Raw genomic sequence first — 25,189 nt, 5'->3', positions numbered from 1 at the left:
TGCAACCGCTAGCCGATCACCCGCTTGAACGGCGGCAGCGCGTCGATGATGCGCTTGCCGTAGCGCTTGGTCAGCAACCGCGAATCGAGAATGATCACGCGGCCGTGGTCGTCGGAGGTGCGGATCAGGCGGCCGGCGAACTGGGTCAGGGTGCGCAACGCGTGCGGCACCGCGATCAGGTTGAAGGCGTTGAGGCCGCGGCTCTCGAACCATTCGCCGAGGGTGGCGGTCTGCGGATCGGTCGGCACGGCGAACGGCACCTGGGTGATGACCACCGTGGTGCAGGCCTCGCCCGGCAGGTCCAGGCCCTCGCCGAAGGAATTGAGGCCGAACAGCACCGAACCTTCGCCGGCGGCGATGCGGCGCATGTGCTCGCCGATCATCTGCGACTTGGAGCCGTCGCCCTGCACGAGCACGCGGTTGCGCTGCGCGATCGGCAACAGGTCCGCCACCTTGAGCATCTTCCAGCGCGAGGTGAACAGCACGATCGAGCCCTTGCCCCAGTCCAGCTCGCGCACCAGGTAGCGCGCCACCTCGCGCGGATGGCCTTCGCGGTCGTCCGGTGCCACCGGGAACGCCGGCACGATCAACTCGGCCTGGTTGGGCAGGTCGAACGGCGAGGACAGCGACACCATCTCGGCGTGCGCGGGCAGGCCGTTGTCGATCGCCAGCGCCTGGAAATCGCCGCCACCGGTGAGCGTGGCCGAGGTCAGTACCGCCGCGTCCACCTCGCTCCACAGCAGCGAACGCAGCACCTGCGCGGCCGACACCGGCGAGCAATGGCAGATCAGGTCGGCATCGCGCGATGCGGTGATCCAGCGCGCCATCGGCGGCTGCCCGTCCTGGTCCTCGCGGCGCCAGCCCAGCCATAGCGCGTACTGCTGCTCGACCATCTCCAGGGCCATGCCCAGGTTGCGCTGCAGGCGCTCCTTGGCCGCATCCTCCTGCTTGGACTTGGCCGCCATCTGGTGCGCGGCCTGCACCCAGTTCAGCAGCGCGCCGGTGTCCTGCGCCTGCGCGTCGATCAGCGGTTTCCAGTCCTCGGGCAGGCGGCCGTTGGGCGCGCGCCACATCGGCTCGTCCTGGCCCGGCTCCGGCACCCACACCCGTTCGATCTCGGCGCGGAATGCCTTCAGGCCCTTGGCCACCTGCGCGGCCAGTTCGACCGCCTCGTTGGGCAGCTGGTTGCCGATGCGGTCCTTGTCGGCGAGCCGGTAGGCGGCGCCGACCAGCGCCTGCAGGCGGCCGGTGCGTCGCGCCATCTCGTCCAATGGGAGATTGGCCGCGCCCTGATCGATGGCGACGCCGGCGATGTGGTGGCCCTCGTCGAGCACCAGCAGCATGTCCGACGGCGGCGCGATCAGCGGCTGGCCGTTGTCGCTGTCGCCCAGCGACAGCGCCGACAGCAGCAGCGCGTGGTTGGTCACCACGATCTGCGCATCGCGCACCTCGCTGCGTGCCTTCAGCACCGGGCACTGCACCGCGAACGAGCAGCGGCGCCCCGCGCAGCCGGCGGCATTGGTGGTGATGCGCGCGCGCAGCGACGGCGGCACCGGCTCCGGGGCGGCATCCAGGTCGCCGTTCCAGCTCTTGTCGGCATAGGCCTTGGCCAGCGCGCGCGCCTGTTCGGCCTCGGCCGGGCTCAGCGGGCGGTCGTACAGCGGCGCCTCGTCCTCGAACATGCTGTCCTGCGCGGCTTCGCCATGCAGTTCGGCGACGTTGCGCGTGCACAGGTAGCGGGTGCGGCCCTTGGCCAGCGCCACCGTGGCCTCAAGCCCGGTGGCCTTGAGGAAGGCCGGGATGTCGCGCTCGACCAGCTGCGACTGCAGCGCCACCGTGCCGGTGCTGATCACCAGCTTCTTCTTGCTGGCCAGCGCGATCGGCACGCCGGCGGTCAGATAGCCCAGGCTCTTGCCGACGCCGGTGGGCGCTTCGGCCACGCCCACGCCGCCGGAGGTGCCCAGCGCACGCGAGACCACGCCGATCATCTGGCTCTGCGCGCGACGCACGCGGAAGCCCGGCGTGTTGGCCTGCAGCTTGGCGTAGGCATCGCGGATGGCCAGCTTGACCGGTTCGGTGAGCTGACGCGGGGACGGGCCGGACGCGGGCGGCGTCGACGGCGAAGCGGAATCGGTCATCCGGACATTTTCTCACGTCCCGTCGCAAGGACTGAAACGCCGGAACTGAACGGCGTTGCGCGCAGCGTTACGCCGACGGCGGCGCGGCCTTGCGCGGCAGCGCCAGCCACAGCGCGCGCAGCAGCAGGCCCAGCCCGACCACGTACAGCGCATCGTCCAGCAGATGCACCAGCGCAGAGGCGTCCGGATGAGTGCTGCGGAACTGGGGTGTCATCAGCGCTACCCAGCCCAGCACCGCACTCAACAGGCGCGGCAGGATCGCGCCCATCAGCAACACCGTCAGCCCGAACCGCGCCAGGGTTCGGGCGTGGCCCGGCGCCAGCCGCGGAAGCAGCAGCAGCGCGATCAGCGGCAGCAACAGCCGCGCCAGCAGGCCCAGCGCGCCGGTCAGCACGCTCAGGTCCAGAAGCGGGTGCACGCCCATCGCCAGCATCACGTCCTCCCTCGAACCCGGTTCCGTCGGTCAGTGCGGCGGCGTCACGCGCGGCGGCAGGGCGAAGCGCAACGCCAGCACCACCAGCAGCACGCCCACCGCCAACATCAGGCCGAGGACCGCGCGCAGCATCCCCAACCACAGGGCGAACTCGGAAAGGCTGGCGCCGCGCGACATCGCCAACATCGGCAACATCGACAGCGCCGTGCCCAGCACCATCACCAGCAGCATGATGCTCAACCCGCACAGGGCCAACGTGCGTGGCCGGCCAGGACGCCGCGTGAACAGCAGCGCCAGGCCGACCACGTACATCACCACGACCGGCAGCTGGAACAGCAGGGTCGTCAGCAGTTGCATCGCAAATCCATTGTCCACGCGGTCGTTCCTCTTGATGCAGTCGTCGGTGTCAGTCGGCGCTGACCAGCACCGCGTCGCGCTCGCGCAACGCGGCGTACACCGGATCGGTCTCCGGACGCACGCCGTGCCAGGTCTCGAAGCTCTCGGCCGCCTGTTCCACCAGCATGCCCAGACCATCCACGGTGTCGCGGCAACGCGCCGCGCGCGCCCAGGCCAGGAACGCGATGGCGACCTCGCCGTAGTTCAGGTCCACCGCCAGGGTCATGCTGTTGATCAGCGACAGCGGCAGGGTGAAGCTGGCGGTGGGGTCGCGGCCGATGGTGGTGGCATTGACGATCAGTTCGAAATCGCCCAGCTCGCGCAGGTCCTCCCAGTAGCGCGAGATCGCGCGCGCCGGTTCGCCCAGCGCATCGACCAGCGCATCGGCGCGTTCCGGCGCCCGGTTGACCACCACCAGTTGCTGCACGCCGGCCTCCAGCAGCGCCGGCGCCACGCCGCGTGCGGCGCCGCCGGCGCCCAGCAGCAGCGCGCGGCGGCCGCGCAGATCCAGTCCATTGCGGCCGGTCAGGTCGCGCACCAGGCCGGCCCCGTCGGTGTTGTCGCCGTGCCACTGGCCGTCGCGATAGCTGAGCGTGTTGACCGCACCGGCGGATTGCGCGCGTTCGCTGTGCACCAGGCTGAGCGCGAAGGCGGCTTCCTTCAGCGGCAGGGTCACGTTGGCGCCGACGCCACCGGCCGCGGCGAAGGCGGCCAGCGCCGCGGCGAAGCCATCGGCCTGGACGTCAATGGCCTCGTACTGCAGGGCGATGCCGGTCTGCTTGGCGAAGGCGGCGTGGATGCGCGGCGACAGCGAATGGGCGACGGGATGGCCGAACACGGCAAAACGGGAGTTGGGCATGGAGCGCTCGTTGGTTGTTTTAGACTGGCGGCGACATTCCATGGACTCCCACATGCGGACCCCTGTCCTGCCGCTCGCGCTGGCCGCGAGTTTACTCTGCGCGCCGTGTGCGTTCGCGCTTTCCGAATTCGGCATCGAGGGCATGGGCGTGGTGTCGACCGCCGCCGACGAGACCCGCGGCAGCGTCGCGCCCGACGGCCAGCGCATCGTCTGGGCCAGTCCCGACCGCGCCGGCGGGCCCGGTGGCGGCGACCTGTGGCAGGCGGTGCTGCGCGACGGCCGCTGGCGCGACCCGCAGCCGCTGCCCGCACCGGTGAACTCGCCGAACCTGGACAGCGACCCGTTCTTCAGCGCCGACGGCCGCTGGCTGTACTTCGCCTCCGATCGTCCCGGCGGCCACGGCGGCACCGACCTGTACCGTGCGCCGGTGCTGGCCGACGGCGGCTACGGCCCACCGCAGAACCTGGGCGCGGCGGTGAATTCGCCGGGCAACGAGCGCGCGCCGGCACTCTCGCTGGACGGCACGCGGCTGCTGTTCGCCAGCGACGGCCGCGGCGGCGCCGGCGGCCTGGACCTGTTCGTCGCGCACTTGGAGGGCCAGACGTTCGCGCAGCCAACGGCGCTGGCCGGGGTCAACAGCGCCGACGACGACACCGATGCCGCCTGGCTGGGCGACGGCCGCGCGCTGCTGTTCGCCCGTGCCCACCGCAGCGAGCGAAGCCAGGTGCTGCTGGCGCAATGCGCCGGCGGCCGCTACGCGGACCCGCAGCCGCTGGCGCTGTCGTTCAACGGTAGCGACGGCCAGACCGCCGGCGCCGTGCTGGATGCGTCCAAGCCCAGCGAACTGCTGCTGTCCGGCAGCGCCCGCGCGCCGAAGGCCGGCAAGCGCGACCTTTACCGGATCAAGGCACCGGCGGCCACCGGAAGCAGCGATTGCATGCCCGCCGATTGAACGGCGACGCCACGCGCTGAAGGGTGGCTGCATGGCGAGGCGTGTCGAAGTGCAGCGGGCCGGCGCCGTCCTGCACCGCCACCGAACATCTCGGGATGCCCACGCTGCTGCCATGCCGGCAGACAAGAGCTGTAGCAGAAGGCCGTTGTGGGAGGGACGTCAGTCCCGACCCACGGCAGCTGGACGCATCACCTCAATACACGTCGCGCCGGTAGCGCCCGTCGGCGCTGAGCGCATCCAGCGCGTCCTCGCCGAAGATCTCGCGCAATGCCGCATCCACGCCGCGCGCCATGCCTTCCAGGCTGCCGCAGACGTACACGGTGGCGCCGCGCGCGACCCAGTCGCGGACCGCGTCGGCGGCCTCGCGCAGCCCGTCCTGCACGTAGCGCTTGTGCGCCTGGTCGCGCGAGAACAACAGGTCCAGGCGCTGCAGATGGCCGGCGTCGCGCCAGGACTGCAACTCGTCGCAGAACAGCGCATCGTGCGCGGCGTTGCGTTCACCGAACAGCAGCCAGTGCCCATGCACGCCGGCCTGCTCGGCCTCGCGCAGCAGGCTGCGCAGGCCGGCGATACCGGTGCCGTTGCCGATCAGCAGCATGGGCGCATCGCCATGCCGGCGGAACCCGGGGTTGGCCCGCACCTGCGCGCGCAGCACTGCACCCACCGGCGCGTGCTGGCACAGCCAGCCGGCGCCCACGCCAGGGCTGCCGTCGGCGCGCAGGGTCAGGCGTACGACGAGCTGCAACAGGCCATCTTCCGGCACCGAGGCGATCGAGTATTCGCGCAGCGGCAGGCTCGGCAGCGCATCCACCCAGGCCTGCGGATCGTCGCCCGGCGTCGGCGGCGTCAGCGCGCGTGACGCCAACGCCTCCCACAATGGCTGCCGCACGCCATCGGCCTGCACCGTCTGTTCGGCGTCCAGCGCCTGCGCGGCGAGCCAGGCGTGGACCGTGTCGGCGGCGTGGCAGGGCTGCACTTCCAGGACGTCGCCGGCATGCCAGTGCGCCTGCGGCGGCGGCGCCAGGTCGATGCGCCATACGGGGGCGCCAGCGCTGCCGGGATTGAGCAGGACGCGGCCGACCAGGCGCCAGTCCAGCGGCTCCGGCGCCTGCAGCACCGGTGCCGATGCCGCCACGCCGGTGAGCGCCGACAATTGCCATTGCCACTGCGCCAGCGCCTGCGGATCGGCGTTGTCCACTTCCAGCGGCGGGAACAGCGCCTGCGCGCCCTGTGCATCCAACCAGTGCTGCACCTCCCGCGAGAAACCGCAGAACTGCGGATACTGGCGATCGCCCAGGCCGAGCAACGCGTAGCGCAGCTCCGGCAAGGCCTGCGCCTGGCGCAACACGCGCCGGACGAAGCCGCGCGCCGCGTCCGGCGGTTCGCCGTCGCCGAAGGTGCTGATCACGAACAGTGCGCGCTGGGTGCCGCGCAGCTGCGCCAGGTCCAGCTGCGCCAGCGAGCGCACGTCCACCGTCAGGCCGGCCGCCTGCAGCTGCGAGGCGGTCTGCCAGGCCAGGCGCTCGGCCAGGCCGCTTTGGCTGGCAAACCCCACCAGCCAGGAGGCGGCGGCCTCGCCCACCAGCCCCGGCAGCGCGCGCCGCGCCTCGCGCAATGCCCGCTTCTTGCGCCGGCGGTCCAGGTACAGCATCCAGCCGGTGACGAAGAACAGCGACATACACAGGCTCGCCAGCAGCATCGCCACGCGCCCGGGCAGGCCGAAGAAGCTGCCGCTGTGCAGCGCGAACATGCTGGTCAGCAGGCGCCGCCCCAGCGGCTGCGCGCGGTATTCCAGGCGGCGCAGGATGCGGCCGCTGGCCGGATCGACCTCCACGCTGTCGTAGGCGCGGTCGTGCGCCGGATCGGGCGGCAGGTAACGGGCCACGATCGGCTGGCCGCTGCGGCCGGGCAGGCGCAGATCCAGGTAGGCGCGCTGCGCGGCGGGCACGCTCGCCAGGGCCGACTGCAGCCGCGCGTAGTCCACTGCCGGTGGCTTGCCGCCGCGGCCGCCCTCTTTCTCCTTGGGCGCGGCATCGCCGCCGAGCATCGCCACCAGCCCCTGCCGGTACCAGTCGTAGGACCAATACAGCCCGGTCGCGGCGATCAGCAGGTACACCAGCAGGCACCAGGTGCCGATCACCGAGTGCAGGCTCCACAGGAAGCTGCGTCCCTGCCGGTTCCACTCCACCGCCCACCAGGCGCGCCAGCTCCACCAGCGCCGCGGCCAGCGCAGGTACAGCCCGGACAGGCAGAAGAAGATCAGCACGAAGGCGCAGGCGCCGGTGACCGCCTTGCCGCGCTCGCCCGCGGCCAGGCGCCGGTGCAGGTCTTCGACGAAGGAGAAGAACCCATCCAGGCGCGGCGCCGGCAGCACCGCGCCGGTGTAGGGATCGAAATACAGGCGGCCGCCGTCGCGACCGGGCAGGCGCACCGCGGACGGCCGCGTGCCGGTCGGGTCGATCAGCAGCCGGTTGCTGCGGTGCGCCCCGTCCAGGTCCAGGCGCCGCGCCAGCTCGGCCAGCGGCAAGGGCTGCTCGCCGGCGGCATGGCGCGCGGCGATGGCCGCCAGCGGCGGATTGGCCAGGCGCACGATCTCGTCCTCGAAGGCCAGCGTGGCCCCGCTCAGCCCCATCACCGACAGCACCAGCCCGGCGCTGATGCCGAGCAGCCAGTGCAACTGGAACAACAACGACTTGATCACGGCGGAGGCGCAGGACGGGGCGGTCGCGCATTGTAAATGAGAACGCTTATCGCATGCGATTGACCGCCGTGGCGCGGCGTCTACCGCCAAGCGTGACCAGCGGCGCAGTTGCCATTTGCCACACATCCAATGGTCATCTGACGGACACCGAACCTCGCCAGTTTCTTCACTCCCCTGACCAGCCGAGGTTCCTGCAATGTCCGTCTCCCTGCGCGGTTGTCTTGCCCTGCTTGCCCTGTTCGCCGCCCAGGCGGCAAGCGCCGCCACCAGCTGCCCCACGCTCTACGCCGGCGGCAAGGCACCGACGCTCGACGCGTCGATCACCAGCCGTACCACCGAGGTCTGCCATACCGAATACGTGCTGATGGCCTCGGGCGTGACCAAGGGTCCGCTGTACTCGGCCGAACACATCACCGATCAGCAGGTCGCCGGCGCCGAATCGATCGGCCGCGTCGGCTCCTTCCATGACGAGACCGGCATCCCGGCCGCCGACCGCTCGCATACCTCGGACTACACCAACTCCGGCTTCGACCGCGGCCACATGACCCCGGCCGGCGACGCCTCGACCACCAACTCGGAGAAGGAAACCTTCTCGATGGCCAACGTGGTCCCGCAGGACCACAAGCTCAACACCGGCGAGTGGGCGCGGATCGAGGAGCAGGTGCGGCAGTTGGCCAAGCAGCGCGGCGAGGTCTACGTGGTCACCGGCCCGGCCTTCGACAGCGGCACCCGCAGCAGCATCGGCGCCGACAACGTGCAGGTGCCGAACTACGTGTGGAAGGCGGTGTACGAGCCGGGCAATGGCGCGGCCGCCTACATGTGCGTCAACGACAGCACCATCAACTGCGACGTGGTGTCGATCAACGACGTCATCACCATGGCCGGCGTGGATCCGTTCCCGGCGATCAGCGCCAGCATGAAGGCGAATCCGATCGCGCTGACGCTGCCGTAAGGCGGGGATTCGGGAGTGGGGATTCGGGATTCGTAACAGCGTCCTGACACCCTGCCCGGGTCGGGGCGGCCGGATGCGCGAATGCGCAAACCGGCCGCCACTGCAAGCGCGCGCACCTCAGGCGGTGTGCGCCGTCATCGCCTCGACCAGCGCCGCGAACACCGCGCTGCAGGCCGCGCTGCCGCGCACGTCCTGGTGCATCACGATCCAGCTTTCCAGACCGACATTCACCTGCTTTGGCAGCACCGGCACCAGTGCCGGCGTGCGCCGCGCCAGCGCGACCTGGCAGAAGCCGATGCCACAGCCGGCACGCAACAATGCCAGTTGCGCCAAGTCGCTGTCGGCGCGCAACGCGAACGCCTCGCGCCGCCACAGCGGCAGGCCGCTGCGCGCCGCGCGCAGGAAAGGCGTCTCCGCATCGAAGCCGATCAGCGCGTGCTGCGGCAGTTCCTCCATGGCCTGCGGCAGGCCGTGCCGGTCCACGTAGTCCTGGTGCGCGAACAGCGCCACCGCCACCGCACCGACGTGACGCGCGACCAGCACGTCCTGGGTCGGCCGGCTCATGCGCACCGCCACGTCGGCTTCGCGGTGCAGCAGGTCCTGCATCCGGTTGCTCAGCACCAGTTCCAGCCGCAACTGCGGATGCGCGCGGCGCAGGGCCGCCAGCACCGGCGGCAACACCTCCGCACCGATCACCTCGCTGGCGGCGATGCGTACCGTCCCGCGCACCGCATCGCCATGGCGGCCCGCCGCGCGTTGCAGCGACGCGGCCAGGCTGGCCATCGCCTGCGCATGGCCACGCAGGGCCAGGGCCGCATCGGTGGGCAGCAGGCCGGTCTGCGAGCGCACGAACAGCGGCACCGCCAGCGCCTGTTCCAGCGCCGCCACGTGGCGGCCGACGGTGGGCTGGGTCAGCCCCAGCGCGCGCGCCGCCGCCGACAGCGAGCCCTCCTCCAGCACTGCCAGGAAGGACCGGTAGAGTTCCCAGCCGATCGTGTTGTCCATACAGAAATGTATAGCCGGTCGGCGACATTCGCCAATTTTCTTCAGCGGTACCGGCACCGACACTGACCGCCGACCTCAACGGAGCGCTGTCATGTCCCCATCTTCTTCCACGGCCCTGGTGCTGGGCGCCAGCGGCGGTATCGGCGGCGAACTGGCGCGGCAGTTGCGCGACGCCGGCTGGCAGGTGCGCGCCCTGCAGCGCGGCCTCGCCCACTCCAGCGAGGAGCGCGACGGCATCCACTGGCGCCGCGGCGATGCGCTGCAACGGGCCGACGTGCTGCAGGCGGCGCAGGGCTGCGCGGTGATCGTGCATGCGGTCAATCCGCCCGGCTACCGGCGCTGGTCGGAGCTGGTGCTGCCGATGATCGACAACACCCTCGCCGCGGCCATCGCCGAGCGCGCCACCGTGGTCCTGCCGGGCACGGTCTACAACTACGGCCCGGATGCCTATCCGGCGCCGGACGAAGACGCGCCGCAGCATCCGCTCACCCGCAAGGGTGCGATCCGGGTGGAACTGGAGCGGCGCCTGCAGGCCGCAACCGCGCAGGGCGCGCGGGCGATCGTGGTACGTGCCGGCGACTTCTTCGGCCCGCGCGTGGGCAACAGCTGGTTCGCGCAGGGGCTGGTGCGGCCGGGACAGCCGGTCGCGACGGTGACCCTGCCGGGCGATCCGGGCGTGGGCCACCAATGGGCCTACGTGCCGGACGTGGCGCGGACCATGCTGGCGCTGCTGCAGCAGCGCACGCGCCTGCCGGCCTTCGCCCGCATGCATCTGGACGGGCATTGGGACGCCGACGGCACGCAGATGGCCGCGGCGATCGCGCGGGTCGCGCAAAGCCATGGCCTGGCGTCGCCACGCACGCGCCGCTTCCCGTGGCCCCTGCTGACCCTGGCCCTGCCGTTCTGGCCGCTGGCGCGCGAACTGCACGAGATGCGCCCGCTGTGGCGGCAGCCGCTACGCATGCGCAATGCGCGGCTGCTGGAGTTGCTTGGCGAAGAACCGCACACGCCGCTGGACGTGGCGGTGGAGGCAACGCTGCATGGGCTGGGTTGTTTGCCGGCGGCGACGTCATCGGCGTAGTGCGGACGCGTGCGCGGGTGCGGCTTCAACCACGACCCGGCTGCAACGGGAAAGCCCGGTCGCGGCTGAAGCCGCTCCTACGAGAGCCACGCAGATGGATCGCAAGATCACGGCTGTGTAGGAGCGACTTCAGTCGCGACGCTTTTCGAAGGCTACGTCGCGACTGAGGTGGCTCTAACAGACAGAGAGAGACGCTGGCTCAGCGCGCCTCGCGCAGCCAGCGCGCCACCTGCGGCGCGAAGTAGGTCAGCACGCCGTCGGCGCCGGCGCGCTTGAACGCCATCAGCGACTCCAGCACGCAGGCGCGTTCGTCCAGCCAGCCGTTGCCGATCGCCGCCTTGAGCATCGCGTATTCGCCGCTGACCTGGTAGGCGAAGGTGGGCACGCGGAATTCGTCCTTCACCCGCCGCACCACGTCCAGGTAGGGCATGCCGGGCTTGACCATCACCATGTCCGCACCCTCTTCCAGGTCCAGGGCGATCTCGCGCAAGGCCTCGTCGCCGTTGGCCGGGTCCATCTGGTAGGTGGTCTTGTCGGCCTTGCCGAGGTTGCCCGCGCTACCCACCGCCTCGCGGAAGGGGCCATAGAACGCCGAGGCGTACTTGGCCGAGTACGCCATGATGCGCACGTGCAGGTGCTCGTCGGCATCCAGCGCGCGGCGGATCGCGCCGATGCGCCCGTCCATCATGTCCGACGGCGAGACGATGTCCACGCCGGCCTGCGCATGCGACAGCGACTGCTGCACCAGCGCCTCGACGGTGATGTCGTTGAGCACGTAGCCGCGGTCGTCGATGATGCCGTCCTGGCCATGGCTGGTGTACGGATCCAGCGCCACGTCGGTCATCACTCCCAGCTCCGGGAAGCGCGTCTTCAGCGCGCGCACCGCGCGTTGCGCCAGGCCGTCCGGGTTCCAGGCCTCGGCCGCGTCCAGCGACTTGCCGGTCGGGTCGATCACCGGGAACAGGTCGATGACCGGGATGCCCAGCTCCAGCGCCGCCTCGGCCTCCTTCAGCAGTTCCTCGATCGACAGCCGCTCCACGCCGGGCATGGAAGCGATCGGCGTGCGGCCGGGCACGTCGTGCACGAACACCGGCCAGATCAGGTCGTCGACGGTGAGGGTGTGCTCGCGCATCAGGCGGCGCGAAAAGGCATCGCGGCGCATGCGCCGGGGACGATAGTGGGGATGGGCCACGTGCAGGCTCCTGGGTGGGCGGATCTGGGAGGCCGCGCCAGTCGCACGGTCCGAGGCCGCCAGGCACCCGGGCCGCGCCGCCGGCACCGGCGTGAACGCAAGGCGGCCCGCGCACGGGCGCCGTCGGCTGGGTATGTTACTCCCGCCGGCGCGGCAGGCAGCGCAGGATGTTGCAACACAGCATGCCGGTCGCCCGGCACGCGCGTCAGATCACCCCGCCTCCCAGGCTCAGCCGGATCACCCCGACCACGATCACGAGCGCATTGAGCATCAAGCCGGTCTTGGCGCGGCCACGGTTGGGTGCCGCGGTGAACAGCAACCCGATCGCGGCGATCAGCGCGCCGACCGCGGCGAACGGGATCAGGAACCAGTTGCCCCAGCCGAGCAGCGGGATGAAGGCCAGGATCATCCACAGCAACGCCACGATGCCCCACAGCAGACTGATCAGGCCCATGCCGGCCTCCATGCGAATGTCAGCCTGCACCATAGCGCACTGCGCAGCCCGGCGCGGCGCGACCGCCGGCCGGTGCGGCGCTGGCGCAGGTCTATTCGGGGCCGGCGCCGGAGGCGGTCGATGGCCCAACTGGATGACTCCAACGCGGCCGATTTCGGCACACGCGGTACCGAACCGAAGCCCGGTGGCCCGGCGCAAGCGCGAAGCGGCCAAGCTCGGCACCAATGGCGTGGACCTGAAGGGTGTAGACGCGGACCGCTGCGGCAGCAGCCTGTCGGTCGGCGCGGGCAGCGCTGGCGGCCACGTCGGTGTCGGCCTGAGCATTGGCGCCCCATCACGCGGATGCGCGCAGCGGGCGTGGCGATCTGGACGTCGCCGGGAGCCGGGGGCGACAGCGGCCCCAGAAGTGTTGAAGACACGCCAAGACACGCCGCGCATCGACAGGACCAACTACGGCGACCGGCGTACCTGTGTCAGGTGCTGCAACAGGACTGCGCTGTCATCCGACCAGCGGATGGCGGCCGATCCACGGTCACGGCGCACACCGAGCACCCAGGCAATCCGGTAGGGGAGGCGCGCACTGGATCGTCTTAATGCGGGACGGAAACCCTGGACCGTCTTCATCTCGGAGCAGCCCATGAAGCGCTGGATATGGATTTTCGCGATCTGCCTGCTGTCGTTCCCCGCCATCGCCGCCCCCGTCTAAAAGAAGCTCGTGTGCCGCGATAACGCCCCCTTCGTGTTCTGCACCCAAGGCTGCAAGGGCGTGGACAAGAACTGGAGCCGGTCGACCCGATCAGCGGCTCCTGGCAGGCAGACCCCGGATATTGCTTGCGGCCCAGTCCGGTCCGCTGCTGCAAGCACGGCTCGCACTGCGGCGCGTGGACGCCCACCGCGATCGTGGCCGTGAAGCAGTACGAAGACATCTGCCCTGCCGCCGTCAAGCAAGGCGAGTGGACAGACCCGAGCCGGCGTCCGGAAAGCGTGCCCTACGAGCACTGACGATCCTGCCACTGCGCAACGCGGCGGCGTGCTGCCCTCCCGGCCTCCCCGACTCTTGGCACGGGGATCACGGCGGCCCTGCCAGGGTGGCGGCGCCGGGTTCGGCGCGATTCACCCGGCCCGCCTATGATCGCGTGAGATCCGAACACGGGGGTAAAGCCATGAACATCCGACCGTTGTTGCCGCTGGCGTTGCTGCTGGCCCTGGCCGGCTGCGCCAGTTCCTCCAAGGTGATGGTCGGTGCGGCGCGCCCGCCGATCGACCCGGCACTGGTGCAGATCTACTCCGCGCCGCCGCCGGGCGCGGTGGATATCGCCCAGCTCGAATCCTCCAGCGCGGCCGGCTTCGGCACCCAGGGCCAGACCGACGCGGCGGTGGCCCGGCTCAAGCGCGACGCGGCCAAGCTCGGCGCCAATGGCGTGGTACTGATGGGCGTGGGTTCGCAACGCTCCGGCGGCGGCCTGTCGGTCGGCGCGGGCAGCTACGGCGGCCACGTCGGCGGCGGCCTGGGCATCGGCATCCCCACTACGCAGAAGCGCGCCGCCGGCATGGCGATCTGGGTGCCGCCGGGAACACCGGCGCCGGCGCCGGCTGCCCCGCAGCCTGTACCGCCGCCCGTTCACTGAATCCGGTCAGGTCGGGCAGCGGCCTGCTACCCTGTCCGGCCGGCGCCCGCCGCTGGCGCACCCCCGGCTTCCAAGAACACATCTTCCGCATCCAGCCCCGATGGACCGGGTTGGGGGCCATGGCGCCCGGCATCCCCTCGCGCGATGAAACCCTTGCTAAGCTATTTGCGGGCAGAATCGGCACGGCCCGTTCGCGGGGCCGGGTTCGGGGTATCGCCCGCCCCGCAATGACACGTTTGGTCCGAACGTCTGGGATGGACCGCTTTCGACAGAGGGAAGTGCGATGAAGCAATGGATATGGATTCTGGTTGCGTTCCTGGGATTTCAGGGCGTCGCTGGGGCGCAGCAGGTCTATGAGGACCTTGCCTGTCGCGACAACGACCCCTTCGTCTTGTGCACGCAAGGCTGCAAGGGCAAGGACAAGAACTGGATGCCGGTGACTCCTCAAGCCGGCGTATGGGTCGCGGTACCTGGCTACTGTCCTTGGCCGACGTCGACCGGCCCTTGCTGCGTCGGAAACGTATGCTTCAAACCGTGGACGCAGAAAGCGGTAGATGCGGTCTACCAGTACGTGCGTATTTGCCCGGTCGGCGGCGGCAAGGCCAGCGACTGGACGGGGCGGCAACGGCCCGAGCGCGTTCCTTACTCGCACTGACTCCTGTCGGTGCCGCTGCGCGTCCCCGCAGCGGCACGATGGCCCTCACTTGCGCTGTAACGGCACGAACTCCTCGTCCACCGCCGCGGCCAGCTGGTCCGGCGGCAGCAGCCCCTGGTCCAGCAGGAAGTTGTTGAACTTCAGCCGGTCGAACTTGGCGCCCAGCGCCAGTTCGGTGCGCATGCGCAGTTCCAGGATGCGGCTGTAGCCGTAGAAGTAGCTGCCGGCCTGGCCAGGTGCGCGCACCATGTAGCGGTCCAGTTCCTGCCGCGCCATCGCCGGCGACAGGCCGACCTCGTTCTCCAGCACCAGGCGCGCACGCTCGCGGTCGATCAGGCCGAGGTTGAGCATCGGGTCGAGCATGGCCCGCGCCGCGCGCAGCAGGCGGAACTGCAGGGCCACCAACTGCCCGTCCAGCGGTTCGTACGGCACCATTTCGGCCTCGGCGTACAGCGCCCAGCCTTCCACGTTGACCGAGTTGAACGCGAACAGGCTGCGCGCCAGCGACACGCCGCGCTCGACCATGGCGGTGAACTGCAGTTCGTGGCCGGGCCGGCCCTCGTGCGCGCTCAGCGTCCACGCCGCCGCACCGAAGTTGAAGTCGTCGTAGTGCTCGCCCTTGCCGGCGCTGTCCGGATTGCCCAGCGGCAGCACGAAGGTGCCCTGCTCGCCGGTGTTGCCGACCAGCGGTGCCGGGCGGAAATGCGGCGCCGGTTGCGCGGCGCTCTCGGCCGGCGAGCCCAGGCGCATCTGCATCGGCCGCCGCGGCACATCGACGATGCGCTGCTGGCGGATGATCGGATCGATGCGGTCGATGACGCTGCGGTAGTGCGCCTCGAGCTTGTCGTCGGGGATGGTGTCGCGCTTGAGCGCGCGCAGCACTGTGCGGTAGTCGCGGGCATCGTCGCCGCGCAGGCCCTTGGCGGCGGCCACCAGCGGCGCCAGCTGCTGCATCGTCGCGCGGGTTTCCATGAACTCCAGCTGCGCGCGCTGCATCAGCACCTGCGGTGCGATGTCGATGCCCACCTGCTTGAGCTGGAACGCATACAGCTCTGGCGGCAGGCGCGCATCCTCGCGCGCCTGCGGCAGCACCACCTTGCGCGTCCAGGTGGCGTAGTCCTGGAACTGCTGGTCCATCGCCGCCAGCGCCGCGTCTGCGCCGGCGATCTTGTACTCGGCAAACAGCGCGCGGATGCCCTTGGCGTAGGTCTCGACGTTGCTCAAGGCCTGTTCGACCTCGCGCTTGGTCGGCTGCAGCAGGCTGCCGTCAGCGCGCTTTTCTTCGTAGCGTTGCCGCGCCAGCAGCAGGCTGGAGGTGCTGCCCGGCGCCAGGCCGACGTAGCGCTGCAGCCGCACTAGTGCCTTGGCGCGCCGCGCCGCCGGCACCTGCTCGGACAACAGGTTGTTGATGCCGCCGAACACGTGCTGCGGCGCATCCGCCCAGGGCAGCAGCAAGCGCTCGTTGAGCGTGCTGCCTTCGATGGACTGATCGGCGGCGTGGATCAGGATTGTCAGATCCTGGCGCACATTCGGATCGCGCTCCACCTGCAGCTTTTCCTGCAGCGTGCGGCGCGCGGCAGCGGTGGCCTCGCGGAAACGCCGCGGGTTGTCGGGACCGAAATCGGAGACCTGGTCGTCGAATCCGGGCACGCCGAAGAAGCTCACTTCCTCGGCCTGGAACGGCGCCTGCGCCTGCAGCAGGATCTGCGCAAACGCATTGCTGCGCTCCACCCAGGCCGGCGCACGCTTCGCCGCTGCAACGGGCGGTGCGGCCGGAGCCGCCAGCGCCTGGAACGGCAAAGGCGCCGCCAGCGCCAGGGTCAGGGCGATGGCAAGGACACGTGGCTTCATGGCGCAGCTCCGACAGATGATGTCAGGACGGTACGCGGCGCAGGCCGATCGGCCATCTGCCGGAGGTCATGGCCGCCACCACGCGGCGGTGCAGCATATGGGCGGTCCTGCATTGCAGCCGGCGCAGCGCGCGTGCAGTGATGGCAATTCGGAGTGCATCACTGCGGACACGGGCGATACAACGGTCCCACGCCCATGGCGCCATGCACCTCGCAACGACAAAGACGGCAGAGAACGTTCGCCGCCGCTTACTTGGTTGCGGCGTCCTCGGCCGGCGTGGCGTGGTCTGCGTTCGTTGCGGGCACCGGCGGCGCCTCGACCGCCATGCCATCCGCTTCCTCGTCGTCGGCCTCATCGCCCTGCCCGAGTGCATCGAGCAGCGGGATCGCCTCGCCCGCATCCGGCAGTACCTGCAAGGTGGTGTAGTGCCACTCGCCCGCATGACGCTCGGCTTCGATGTAGAGGGTGCCGTTGGCGCGGCTGCCGTGCAGCGACACGCTCAGCTCGGCATTGCCGCTTCCACCGCCGCTGCTGTTGAAGCTGCCGCTGGGCATGATGCCGTCCTTGATCGGCGCGCCCAGCGCGGCCGCCACGCGCGGATCGTGTTGTGCGGCCATCACGCCGACCCGGTACGGCTCGGACGACTTGGTGACGCGCGCGATGCCGAGCACGAACACCACGATCGACGCCAGCAGCAGGGCGCCGAGCACCAGCACGATCAGCGGCACCGCCCACTTCCAGTGGCGCGCCCACCAGCCGCGCTTGACCGGTGGCAGCGCCGTGGTGGAGGTGGGACCGGGCGTGCCGGGCAGCGGCGGCGGACTCGACATGACGTCACTCCTTGTCGTGCGAAATCGAAGATACGAAACGGCGCGCTCAGGGCTTGAGGCAGCGCGCCAGGAAGGCTTCGGTGGTGCGATAGCGATGCAGTGCGTTGCTGCCGGACAGGCCGTGCTTGGCGCCCGGATAGGTCATCAGCTCGAACAGCTTGCCGCGCTTCTGCAATTCGCTCATCAGCGAGGTGGAATTGGTGAACAGCACGTTGTCGTCGGCCATGCCGTGCAGCAACAGCAGTTGCGAGGTCAGCCCGTCCAGGTGCGCGGCCACGCGGCTGTCGCGGTAGCCGTCGGGATTGGCCTTGGGCAGGTTCATGTAGCGCTCGGTGTAGTGGCTGTCGTACAGGCCCCAGTCGGTGACCGGCGCGCCGGCGGCGCCGCAGGCATAGGCCTCGCTGTGCTTGGCCAGCAGCATCAGGGTCATGTAGCCGCCGTTGGACCAGCCGTACACGCCGATGCGCGCCGCATCCACCCACGGCTGCGCCTTCAGCCAGGCCACGCCGCGCAACTGGTCGTCCACTTCCACGGTGCCCTGGTGCTGGTACAGCGCGCCGCCGAAATCGCGGCCGCGGCGCGGCGTACCGCGGTTGTCCAGCGAGAACACCACATAGCCGTGCTGGGCCAGGTACTGGTCGAACAGCGCATCGCCGCGACCGGGCCAGCCGTCGACCACGGTCTGCGCGGCCGGGCCGCCGTACACGTAGACCACCACCGGGTAGCGCTTGCCCGGATCGAACCCGTCCGGCTTCATCAGCCGATAGTGCAGCTGGGTCTTGCCGTCGGCGGCGGTCATGGTGCCGAACTCGACCGGACGCTGCGCCTCACGGTAGGCCGCATAGGGATGCTGCGGATCGGCCAGGTCGTTGACCAGCAGGGTGGCGATCTTTTCGCCATTGGCGCGGAACAGCTCGATCTGCGGCGGCGTGGTGGTGTTGGACCAGCTGTCGACATAGACGCTGGCGTTCTTGGCGAAGCTGGCGGCATGCGTGCCGTTGGGCTTGGACAGCTTCTCGATCGCACCGCCGGCCAGCGGTACGGCGTAGAGCTGGGTCTGGGTCGGCGACTCCTTGGTCGCGGAGAAATAGACCTTGCCGGCGGCCTCGTCCACTGCCAGCAACTCGTCCACCACCCACTCGCCCTGGGTCAGCGGACGCAGCGTGCGGCCGTCTTCCGAGGCCAGGTACAGATGTTCGTAGCCGCTGCGCTCCGAGCCCCAGACGAAGCGCCCGTCCTTGAGGAAGTGCAGGTCGTAGGTGAGCGGCACCCAGGTCGGGCTGGTCTCGGTGATCAGCACGCGCTGCTTGCCGTTGGCCAGGGTCGCCTCGATCAGCTCCAGGCGCTTCTGATCGCGCGACTGGCGCTGGAAGGTCAGCCGCTGCGGATCGCGCCAGTCCACCCGCGCCAGGTAGATGTCCGGGTTCTTGCCCAGGTCGATCCACTGCGGCTGCGCGCCGGCGCGCGGTGCGATCGTGCCGAGCTGGACCTTCACGTTGGGCTGGCCGGCCTGCGGATAGCGCTGCTCCACCACCTCGGTATGGTCGGCATAGACCTCCGGGCGCTTCTGCACCGGCACCTCGGTTTCGTCGATGCGCGCGAAGGCGATCGCCGAATCGTCCGGTGCCCACCAGTAGCCGGTGTGGCGGTCCATTTCCTCGTCGGCGACGAACTCGGCCACACCGTTGCCGATGGTCTCGCTGCCGTCGCGGGTGAGCTGGTGCTGCTGGCCGCTGGCCAGGTCGATCACCCACAGGTTGCGCCCGCGCACGAAGCTGACGTAGCCGCCCTTGGGCGAGATCTTCGGATCGGTGACGAAGCCTTCGCCGTGGGTCAGCTTGCGCACCGCGGCGCTGCCGGTCTTGCGCAGGTCGTACAGGTACAACTCGCCGCCGAGCGGGAACAGCAACGCCTGCGCGTCCGGCGCCCACTGGTATTCGACGATGCCGGTGTAGGCGGCGATGCGCTGGCGCTCGCGGCGCGCCTTCTCCTCGTCGCTCAGGGTCTCGGTACCGGGCAGCACCAGCTTGGAATCCACCAGCATGCGGGTCTGCCCGCTGGCGATGTCGTATTCCCACAGATCCAATTGGTTGCGGTCGCTGTCCTTGCCGCGCAGGAAGGTCACCCGCGAGCCGTCCGGCGCCACCTTGGGCTTCATCAGGGTCGGCCCGGACAGCGGCTTGCTGCCGGTGATGGCCTCCAGGGTCAGTTTCTCGGCGTGGGCGGGAACGATGGGCGTGGCGAGCATGAGGGCGAGAGCGGCGAACAGAGAGCGCATGAAGGTTCCTGATGGAGCACCGAGCGCACGGATGATGCGCGTGCGCCCGGGATTTGAGAAGCGCGCCGGCTCAGCGCTGCCCGAACAGGTGCTTGCGCTCGGCGTCGCTGAGCGGCTTGCCGGCGTTCGGGTTCACCTGCTCCTTCAATGCGTAGGCGCGCTGGGTAGCCGGGCGTGCGGCGATGGCGTCGTGCCAGCGCTTGAGGTGCGGGAAGGCGGCGTAGTCGGGGGTCAGGCCGGGGTACACCTCGATCCACGGGTAGCTGGCCATGTCGGCAATGCCGTAGTCGTCGCCGGCCAGGTAGGCGCTGTGCGCCAAACGCTTGTCCAGCACGCCGTGCAGGCGCCGCACCTCGTTGCCGTAGCGCTCGATCGCATAGCCGATCTTCTCCGGCGCATAGACGTTGAAGTGGCCCATCTGCCCGGTCATCGGGCCGAGGCCGGCCATCTGCCAGAACAGCCACTCCAGCGCGACCACGCGCCCGCGCGGATCGGCCGGCAGGAAGCGGCCGGTCTTCTCGGCCAGGTACAGCAGGATGGCGCCGGACTCGAACACGCTCTGCGGCGCGCCACCGTCGGCCGGAGCATGGTCGACGATGGCCGGCATCTTGTTGTTCGGCGAGATCGCCAGGAATGCGGGCGCGAACTGCTCGCCTGCGCCGATGTTGACCGGCTTGAGCGTGTAGTCCAGCCCGGCCTCCTCGAGAAACAGGGTGACCTTGTGGCCATTGGGGGTGGGCCAGTAGTAGAAATCGATCATGGCGGCGCTCCGGGACAGGGACCTTCGAGTGTAGCGGCGCCCCCCGGCTTGGCAGTGTCACCGCCGGCCGGGTACCCTGGCCGCTCCCGCAACGCAGCATTCCAGACCACGCCATGACTCCCGAGCGGCCCCGCCTGCATCCCCTGTCCAACCTGATCTTCGCCTCGCGCTGGCTGCAGTTGCCGCTGTACCTGGGACTGATCGTGGCCCAGGGCGTCTACGTGTTCCTGTTCGGCAAGGAGCTGTGGCACCTGATCCACGAGGCGCCGAGCCTGGGCGAACAGCAGATCATGCTGATCGTGCTCGGCCTGATCGACGTGGTGATGATCTCCAACCTGCTGGTGATGGTGATCGTCGGCGGCTACGAGACCTTCGTGTCGCGGCTGGGCCTGGAAGGCCACCCGGACCAGCCGGAGTGGCTGAGCCACGTCAACGCCAGCGTGCTCAAGGTCAAGCTGGCGCTGTCGATCATCGGCATCTCCTCGATCCACCTGCTCAAGACCTTCATCGCAGTCGGCGCGCTCGGCGGCATGCCGATGTGCTCGCCGGAGCAACTGGCCAGCGCCGTGGGCACGGTGGACCTGAAGAGCTGCGCGACGCTGACCGCCACCGGCGTGCTGTGGCAGACCATCATCCATGGCATCTTCATCCTGTCGGCGATCGGCATCGCCTGGACCGACCGGATCATGTCCGCGTCCGCGCCGGCGCGGCCGGCACACTGACCGACACGCGCAGCGTCACGCTTTTTGCCGCATGGCAGCGGCTGCCACGCACGCGGCGGCCGCGGATGCTAGATTGACCGATGGGGTGCGCTGGCGGCATGGGGGCCGCAGCACCGCGAACGCACCGCCGTCGCATCGTTGATTGCCAACACCGGGGATTCAGGGGGACGCATGTCGCAACTCACCACACTCGCCAAGGCGCGCCGTGTCGCGCCCGTCCTGTTGCTGGCCGCGCTGGCGGCCTGCTCCAAGCAGGAGGAGGCCGCGCCACCCAGCGCCGCACCGGCCACTACCGCGGCCAATGCACCGGCAACGCCAGCGGTCTCGGCCAAGGTCCAGTCGATGGGCACCGAACAGTTGCACGACTCGGCCAGCCAGGCGCTGCGCGAGAACCGCATGTACGCGCCGGCCGGCAACAACGCGGTCGAGTACTACCTGGCGCTGCGCGACAAGCAGCCGGACGACGCCGGGGTCAAGAGCGCGCTGACCGACCTGATGCCGTACACGCTGATCGCCGCCGAGCAGAGCATCAACCGCGAGGATTTCCCGGAAGCGCAGCGCCTGATCGGCCTGATCGAGAAGATGGACCCGCAGGCGCCGGCCTTGCCGCGGCTCAAGCAGGGCGTGAGTAAGGGCATGGAGGCCGTGGCCCAGCGCGGCCAGGACGAGACCGACAAGGCCAAGAAAGACGCCGAGCAGAAGGCCAAGCTGGCGGCCGAGCAACAGAAGCAGGCGCAGCAGCAGGCCAGCGAGGCGCAGGCGGCGCAGCAGATCGCCGCACAGCAGGAAGCCGCGCGCCGCGAGAGCGCACGCCAGGAAGCCGAACGCCAGGCCGCTGCGCGTCCCGCCACGCCCGCCGCCACCGCGCAACCGACGCCGGCACCGGCTGCCGCACCCGCGGCCGCGCCGGCGGCCACGGCACAGACCCTGCGCCCGATCAGCACCCCGGCCCCGCGCTACCCGCCCGAAGCGCTGCGCTCGGGCACGGCCGGCGAAGTGCTGGTGGAGATCACCGTGGGTACCGACGGCGCGGTCACCAATGCCCGCGTGCTGCGTTCCACGCCGCCGCGGGTGTTCGACCGCGAGGCGCTGAACGCCACCAAGCGCTGGCGCTTCGAACCGGTCGGCGCGCCGGTGACCACCCGCCGCACGCTGGCGTTCAATCCCGGCGGCTGAGCCTCGCAACACCACGCGTGCCCGGCAGTGGCCGGGCGCGCAGCGAACGCCTCGGCGCAACCTGGCGCCGACCGCAACACGTCGATCGGAACGATCAGGACGTCGGTGTCATGCCCGCATTGCGGGCCGACGTGCCGAAGCGCCCCTTGCGCCAGGCCACCCAGGTCGCGATCGCGCCCACCACCGTGCATACCAGCAGGCCCGGCAGCGAGGCCTCCGGTCCGAACGCGCCCCCACTCAGCCAGTCCGGCACCCCGGCCTGCGCCGTGCTGCGCGCGATCGCCGGCCCCATGTCGGTCCCCGACACCGCCGCGCCGAACAGATAGCCCTGGGTGAAGTTCCAGGCCGCATGCACGCCGATGGAGACCCAGAGCCGGCCGGTGAGCACGTAGAAGGCGCCCAGCATGATGCCCGCCTCCGCCGCGATGCAGAGCGCGGCGAACACGCTCGCGTTCGGATTGCCGAGATGGGCCAGGCCGAACAGCGCCGCCGACAGTGCGAACGCCAGCCATGGCCCGAACGCGCGCCACAGCAGCCGCAGCAGGATCGCGCGCAGCATCAGCTCCTCCACCACGCCGGCCTGCAGCGCCTTGCCGAGCGCGCCCCACGCCGGCGCCGGCCCGCTCCAGCGGATCGCGTACACGCCGAAGGCCGCCATGAGCGCCATCACCGCCGCGAACATCGCCGCGCCCAGCAACAGGCCAAGGGCCAACTGCGACGGCGCCGCGCGCCAGGCGAGTTCTGCCGGCCAGCGCCGCTCGCCCAGGCGGACCGCCACTGCGTAGAGGATGGCGGCCGTCAATGCCGTGGCATATGGCGCGATGCGCTCTGCACCCGGCGGAAGCAGCCTGGCGCACAGCAGCGGCATCGCCGTTGCCACGACCACCATCAGCGCGAGCAACGCGATTGCCCAGGCCACCGCCCTCAACCAGCGCACCCTCCCCGGCTGCAGGATACGCGCCTGGCCCAGTACCAGCAGGCGCGTGCCCGCGGTCGCGGTCACTCCGGTGTCAACGCGTGGATCGGGAGACATGCAAGACTCGCTGCGGAGGGACGTCGAAAAGGCGGACGCATCCGCCGCGCGTGCAGGCAGTGTGCATCACGATCGCATTCCCGGCGCAGCGTCGCGACGACGGGCATGCAGCGCGTGGACCAGCCCGCGCGCTGCCTCCTGCTCAGCTGGAAATCGCCAACTGCTCCTGCCGGTAGCGGCGCACCGCCGCCAGCCACAGCACCGCGGCCAGGCCGAAGCCGGTGAGCAGGTACACCGCCCAGATCTGCGGATCGATCGTTTCGCGGCGGATGATCTTCATCAGCATCTGGTTCTGCGCCAGGAACGGCACCGCGAACTGCCACAGCGTGGTCTTCAGCGGATACACCATCAACGCATAGCCGGGCAGCATCGGCAGCAGCATCAGCCAGGTCATGTGGCTCTGCGCTTCCTTCATGCTCTTGGCCGAGGCTGCCAGATAGGTCAGCAGCGAGGTGCCGATGAACAGCATCGGCAGCAGCACGAACAGCATCTGCAGCATCGCCACGAAACTGACGTTGAGCTGGCGGCCGATGCCGCTGGCCACCTGCGCGCTGAGCTTGAACGCGAGCAGGGTCAGCAGCAGCGACACCAGGCCGACCACGCACGCCGCGGCGATCTTGCCGCTGACGATGGCGCTGCGCGAGGCCGGCGTGGCCAACAGCGGCTCCAGCGATTGCCGCTCGCGTTCGCCGGCGGTGGCGTCGAGGATCAGGTAGGCACCGCCGATGAACGAGGTGATGGTCAGCAACACCGGCAGCAGCATCGCCAGCAACGCGCCGCGCTTGGCCTCGGGCGTGGCCAGGTCCTGCAACGCCACGTCGAGCGGTCGCGACACCTGCGAATCGATGCCGCGCGCCAGCAGGCGCAAGGCACCGACCTGCTGGCCATACATGCTCAACGCGGCCTGCACCCGCTGGGTCGGGATGTCGGCGTCGCGGCGGGTGCTGTCCTTGATGATCTCCACCAGCGCCGGGCGCCCTTCGTGCCAGGCGCTGGCGTAGTCCTCGTCGATCTTCAGCGCAAGATCCACGTCCTGGCTGCGGATCGCCCCGGTCAGGTCCTTCGGCGGCGCGACCGCGTTCAGGCCCTGCGCGGCGAGGAAGGCGACCAGGTTCGGCGCGCGTTCGCGGCCGATCACCGGAATGTCCAGCGGCTTGTCGATCTGGGTGCGCACGCGGCTCTCGGCCAGCGCGCCCATGCCCAGGATCAACGCCGGGTAAAGCAGCGGGCCCAGCAGCAAGGCCAGCGCCAGGGTGCGGCGATCGCGTGAGAGGTCGCGCAATTCCTTGCGCATCACGGTGAATACAGTACGGAGCAGGCTCATGCGTGCAGTCCCTCGTCGCTGCCGATCGCCTTGACGAAGGCGTCTTCCAGATTGGGTTCGCCGGTAAGGGCGCGCAGTTCGTCGGCGGTGCCGGCGGCCACCACCGTGCCCTTGGCGATGATGACGATGCGATCGCACAACGCCGCCACCTCCTGCATGATGTGGCTGGAGAAGATCACGCAGCGCCCTTCCTCGCGCAGCTCGCGCAGGAAGCCGCGCAGCGCACGCGTGGTCATCACGTCCAGGCCGTTGGTGGGCTCGTCCAGGATCACGTTGCGCGGGTCGTGGACCAGCGCGCGGGCGATCGCGGTCTTGGTGCGCTGGCCCTGGCTGAAGCCTTCGGTCTGGCGGTCGAGGATGTCGTCCATGTCCAGCGCCTTGGACAGCAGCCGGGTGCGCTCGGCGATGCGTGCCGACGACAGCCCGTGCAGCTCGCCGAAGTAGGCGATGTTCTCGCGCGCGGTCAGTCGCTTGTACACGCCGCGCGCATCCGGCAGCACGCCCAGCGCGCGCCGCACCGCCATCGGATCCTGGCCCACGTCGACGCCGTCCACGCGCACCTGGCCCTGGTCCGGCGCCATCAACGTGTACAGCATGCGCAAGGTGGTGGTCTTGCCGGCGCCGTTGGGACCGAGCAGGCCGGTGATCTGGCCGTCGGCGGCCTGGAAGCTGACCCCTTGCACCGCCTGCACGGTGCCGGCGCGGGTCTTGAATGCCTTGTGCAGATTGTCGGCGACGATCATGCGCGCCCCTCCCTGTCGAACGATGC

The 25,189-nt window shown here is 70.0% G+C and carries 22 protein-coding genes; 7 read left to right on the top strand and 15 right to left on the bottom strand.

The window, feature by feature from the left end; genetic code table 11:
• Positions 1 to 8: 8 nt before the first annotated feature.
• The 4 genes from dinG to aroE all read right to left on the bottom strand — a co-directional run bounded on the left by dinG (position 9) and on the right by aroE (position 3,826).
• Complete coding sequence (gene dinG, locus QN245_RS01770; protein ID WP_317844391.1) at positions 9 to 2,138, bottom strand: ATP-dependent DNA helicase DinG; 2,130 nt, start codon at positions 2,136 to 2,138, stop codon at positions 9 to 11.
• A gap of 67 nt (positions 2,139 to 2,205) precedes the next feature.
• Complete coding sequence (locus QN245_RS01765; protein ID WP_255421808.1) at positions 2,206 to 2,562, bottom strand: hypothetical protein; 357 nt, start codon at positions 2,560 to 2,562, stop codon at positions 2,206 to 2,208.
• 39 nt (positions 2,563 to 2,601) lie between these two features.
• Positions 2,602 to 2,928: a hypothetical protein gene (locus tag QN245_RS01760; RefSeq protein WP_184647382.1), complete on the bottom strand. Its 327-nt coding sequence runs from the start codon at positions 2,926 to 2,928 to the stop codon at positions 2,602 to 2,604.
• A gap of 49 nt (positions 2,929 to 2,977) precedes the next feature.
• A complete protein-coding gene (gene aroE, locus QN245_RS01755) occupies positions 2,978 to 3,826 on the bottom strand; it encodes a shikimate dehydrogenase (protein WP_160964462.1) in 849 nt (282 codons plus the stop codon).
• Between the two features lie 52 nt (positions 3,827 to 3,878).
• Here aroE and QN245_RS01750 point away from each other — a divergent pair, with 52 nt between their 5' ends.
• Positions 3,879 to 4,778 carry a TolB family protein gene (locus QN245_RS01750; RefSeq protein ID WP_317844390.1) on the top strand — a complete coding sequence of 300 codons (900 nt, stop codon included), beginning with the start codon at positions 3,879 to 3,881 and terminating at the stop codon, positions 4,776 to 4,778.
• A 193-nt stretch (positions 4,779 to 4,971) separates the two neighbouring features.
• Here the strand turns inward: QN245_RS01750 and QN245_RS01745 are convergent, their stop codons facing one another.
• Positions 4,972 to 7,479, bottom strand: a complete 2,508-nt coding sequence (locus QN245_RS01745; RefSeq protein ID WP_317844389.1) for a PepSY domain-containing protein — start codon at positions 7,477 to 7,479, stop codon at positions 4,972 to 4,974.
• A 196-nt stretch (positions 7,480 to 7,675) separates the two neighbouring features.
• Between QN245_RS01745 and QN245_RS01740 the strand changes: the two genes are divergently transcribed.
• Complete coding sequence (locus QN245_RS01740; protein WP_184449955.1) at positions 7,676 to 8,431, top strand: DNA/RNA non-specific endonuclease; 756 nt, start codon at positions 7,676 to 7,678, stop codon at positions 8,429 to 8,431.
• Between the two features lie 117 nt (positions 8,432 to 8,548).
• Here the strand turns inward: QN245_RS01740 and QN245_RS01735 are convergent, their stop codons facing one another.
• Positions 8,549 to 9,436, bottom strand: a complete 888-nt coding sequence (locus tag QN245_RS01735) for a LysR family transcriptional regulator (protein WP_184647390.1) — start codon at positions 9,434 to 9,436, stop codon at positions 8,549 to 8,551.
• Between the two features lie 91 nt (positions 9,437 to 9,527).
• On the opposite strand from QN245_RS01735, the gene QN245_RS01730 reads away from it, so the two are divergent.
• Positions 9,528 to 10,517, top strand: a complete 990-nt coding sequence (locus tag QN245_RS01730; RefSeq protein ID WP_317844388.1) for an NAD-dependent epimerase/dehydratase family protein — start codon at positions 9,528 to 9,530, stop codon at positions 10,515 to 10,517.
• Positions 10,518 to 10,716: 199 nt separating this feature from the next.
• Here QN245_RS01730 and hemB read toward each other — a convergent pair whose 3' ends face one another.
• Positions 10,717 to 11,709, bottom strand: a complete 993-nt coding sequence (hemB, locus tag QN245_RS01725) for a porphobilinogen synthase (protein ID WP_160964472.1) — start codon at positions 11,707 to 11,709, stop codon at positions 10,717 to 10,719.
• 205 nt (positions 11,710 to 11,914) lie between these two features.
• A complete protein-coding gene (locus QN245_RS01720; RefSeq protein ID WP_010340624.1) occupies positions 11,915 to 12,163 on the bottom strand; it encodes a hypothetical protein in 249 nt (82 codons plus the stop codon).
• Between the two features lie 1,163 nt (positions 12,164 to 13,326).
• Here QN245_RS01720 and QN245_RS01715 point away from each other — a divergent pair.
• Together QN245_RS01715 and QN245_RS01710 are read left to right on the top strand one after the other, a co-directional pair.
• Positions 13,327 to 13,791 carry a hypothetical protein gene (locus QN245_RS01715; RefSeq protein ID WP_317844387.1) on the top strand — a complete coding sequence of 155 codons (465 nt, stop codon included), beginning with the start codon at positions 13,327 to 13,329 and terminating at the stop codon, positions 13,789 to 13,791.
• A gap of 283 nt (positions 13,792 to 14,074) precedes the next feature.
• Positions 14,075 to 14,446: a hypothetical protein gene (locus QN245_RS01710; RefSeq protein WP_184449945.1), complete on the top strand. Its 372-nt coding sequence runs from the start codon at positions 14,075 to 14,077 to the stop codon at positions 14,444 to 14,446.
• Between the two features lie 45 nt (positions 14,447 to 14,491).
• On the opposite strand, the gene QN245_RS01705 is transcribed toward QN245_RS01710, so the two are convergent.
• From QN245_RS01705 to QN245_RS01690, 4 genes are all read right to left on the bottom strand, one after another.
• Positions 14,492 to 16,297 (bottom strand): DUF885 domain-containing protein, encoded by a 1,806-nt coding sequence (locus QN245_RS01705; RefSeq protein ID WP_317844386.1) that lies wholly within the window; start codon positions 16,295 to 16,297, stop codon positions 14,492 to 14,494.
• 248 nt (positions 16,298 to 16,545) lie between these two features.
• Positions 16,546 to 17,127 (bottom strand): cytochrome c oxidase assembly factor Coa1 family protein, encoded by a 582-nt coding sequence (locus QN245_RS01700; RefSeq protein ID WP_317844385.1) that lies wholly within the window; start codon positions 17,125 to 17,127, stop codon positions 16,546 to 16,548.
• 46 nt (positions 17,128 to 17,173) lie between these two features.
• Entirely contained in the window at positions 17,174 to 19,405 is a 2,232-nt protein-coding gene (locus QN245_RS01695) for a S9 family peptidase (RefSeq protein WP_317844384.1), read from the bottom strand.
• 70 nt (positions 19,406 to 19,475) lie between these two features.
• Positions 19,476 to 20,165 (bottom strand): glutathione binding-like protein, encoded by a 690-nt coding sequence (locus QN245_RS01690; protein WP_184449937.1) that lies wholly within the window; start codon positions 20,163 to 20,165, stop codon positions 19,476 to 19,478.
• 113 nt (positions 20,166 to 20,278) lie between these two features.
• Between QN245_RS01690 and QN245_RS01685 the strand changes: the two genes are divergently transcribed.
• Both QN245_RS01685 and QN245_RS01680 read left to right on the top strand, forming a co-directional pair.
• Positions 20,279 to 20,887 (top strand): TIGR00645 family protein, encoded by a 609-nt coding sequence (locus QN245_RS01685; protein ID WP_017908501.1) that lies wholly within the window; start codon positions 20,279 to 20,281, stop codon positions 20,885 to 20,887.
• A 171-nt stretch (positions 20,888 to 21,058) separates the two neighbouring features.
• Positions 21,059 to 22,063, top strand: coding sequence for an energy transducer TonB (locus tag QN245_RS01680; protein ID WP_160964488.1), 1,005 nt, complete (start codon positions 21,059 to 21,061; stop codon positions 22,061 to 22,063).
• Positions 22,064 to 22,157: 94 nt separating this feature from the next.
• Here QN245_RS01680 and QN245_RS01675 read toward each other — a convergent pair whose 3' ends face one another.
• From QN245_RS01675 to QN245_RS01665, 3 genes are all read right to left on the bottom strand, one after another.
• A complete protein-coding gene (locus QN245_RS01675) occupies positions 22,158 to 23,096 on the bottom strand; it encodes a CPBP family intramembrane glutamic endopeptidase (protein ID WP_317844383.1) in 939 nt (312 codons plus the stop codon).
• A 142-nt stretch (positions 23,097 to 23,238) separates the two neighbouring features.
• On the bottom strand, positions 23,239 to 24,420 hold the full coding sequence (locus QN245_RS01670) for an ABC transporter permease (protein WP_184449934.1): 1,182 nt from the start codon (positions 24,418 to 24,420) through the stop codon (positions 23,239 to 23,241).
• Positions 24,417 to 25,163: an ABC transporter ATP-binding protein gene (locus QN245_RS01665; RefSeq protein WP_160964494.1), complete on the bottom strand. Its 747-nt coding sequence runs from the start codon at positions 25,161 to 25,163 to the stop codon at positions 24,417 to 24,419. The genes QN245_RS01670 and QN245_RS01665 overlap by 4 nt, the downstream gene beginning before the upstream one ends.
• Positions 25,164 to 25,189: the final 26 nt, after the last annotated feature.

The organism is Xanthomonas rydalmerensis (assembly GCF_033170385.1).
GTDB lineage: Bacteria > Pseudomonadota > Gammaproteobacteria > Xanthomonadales > Xanthomonadaceae > Xanthomonas_A > Xanthomonas_A rydalmerensis.
This window is presented reverse-complemented; position numbering and strand designations above follow the sequence as displayed.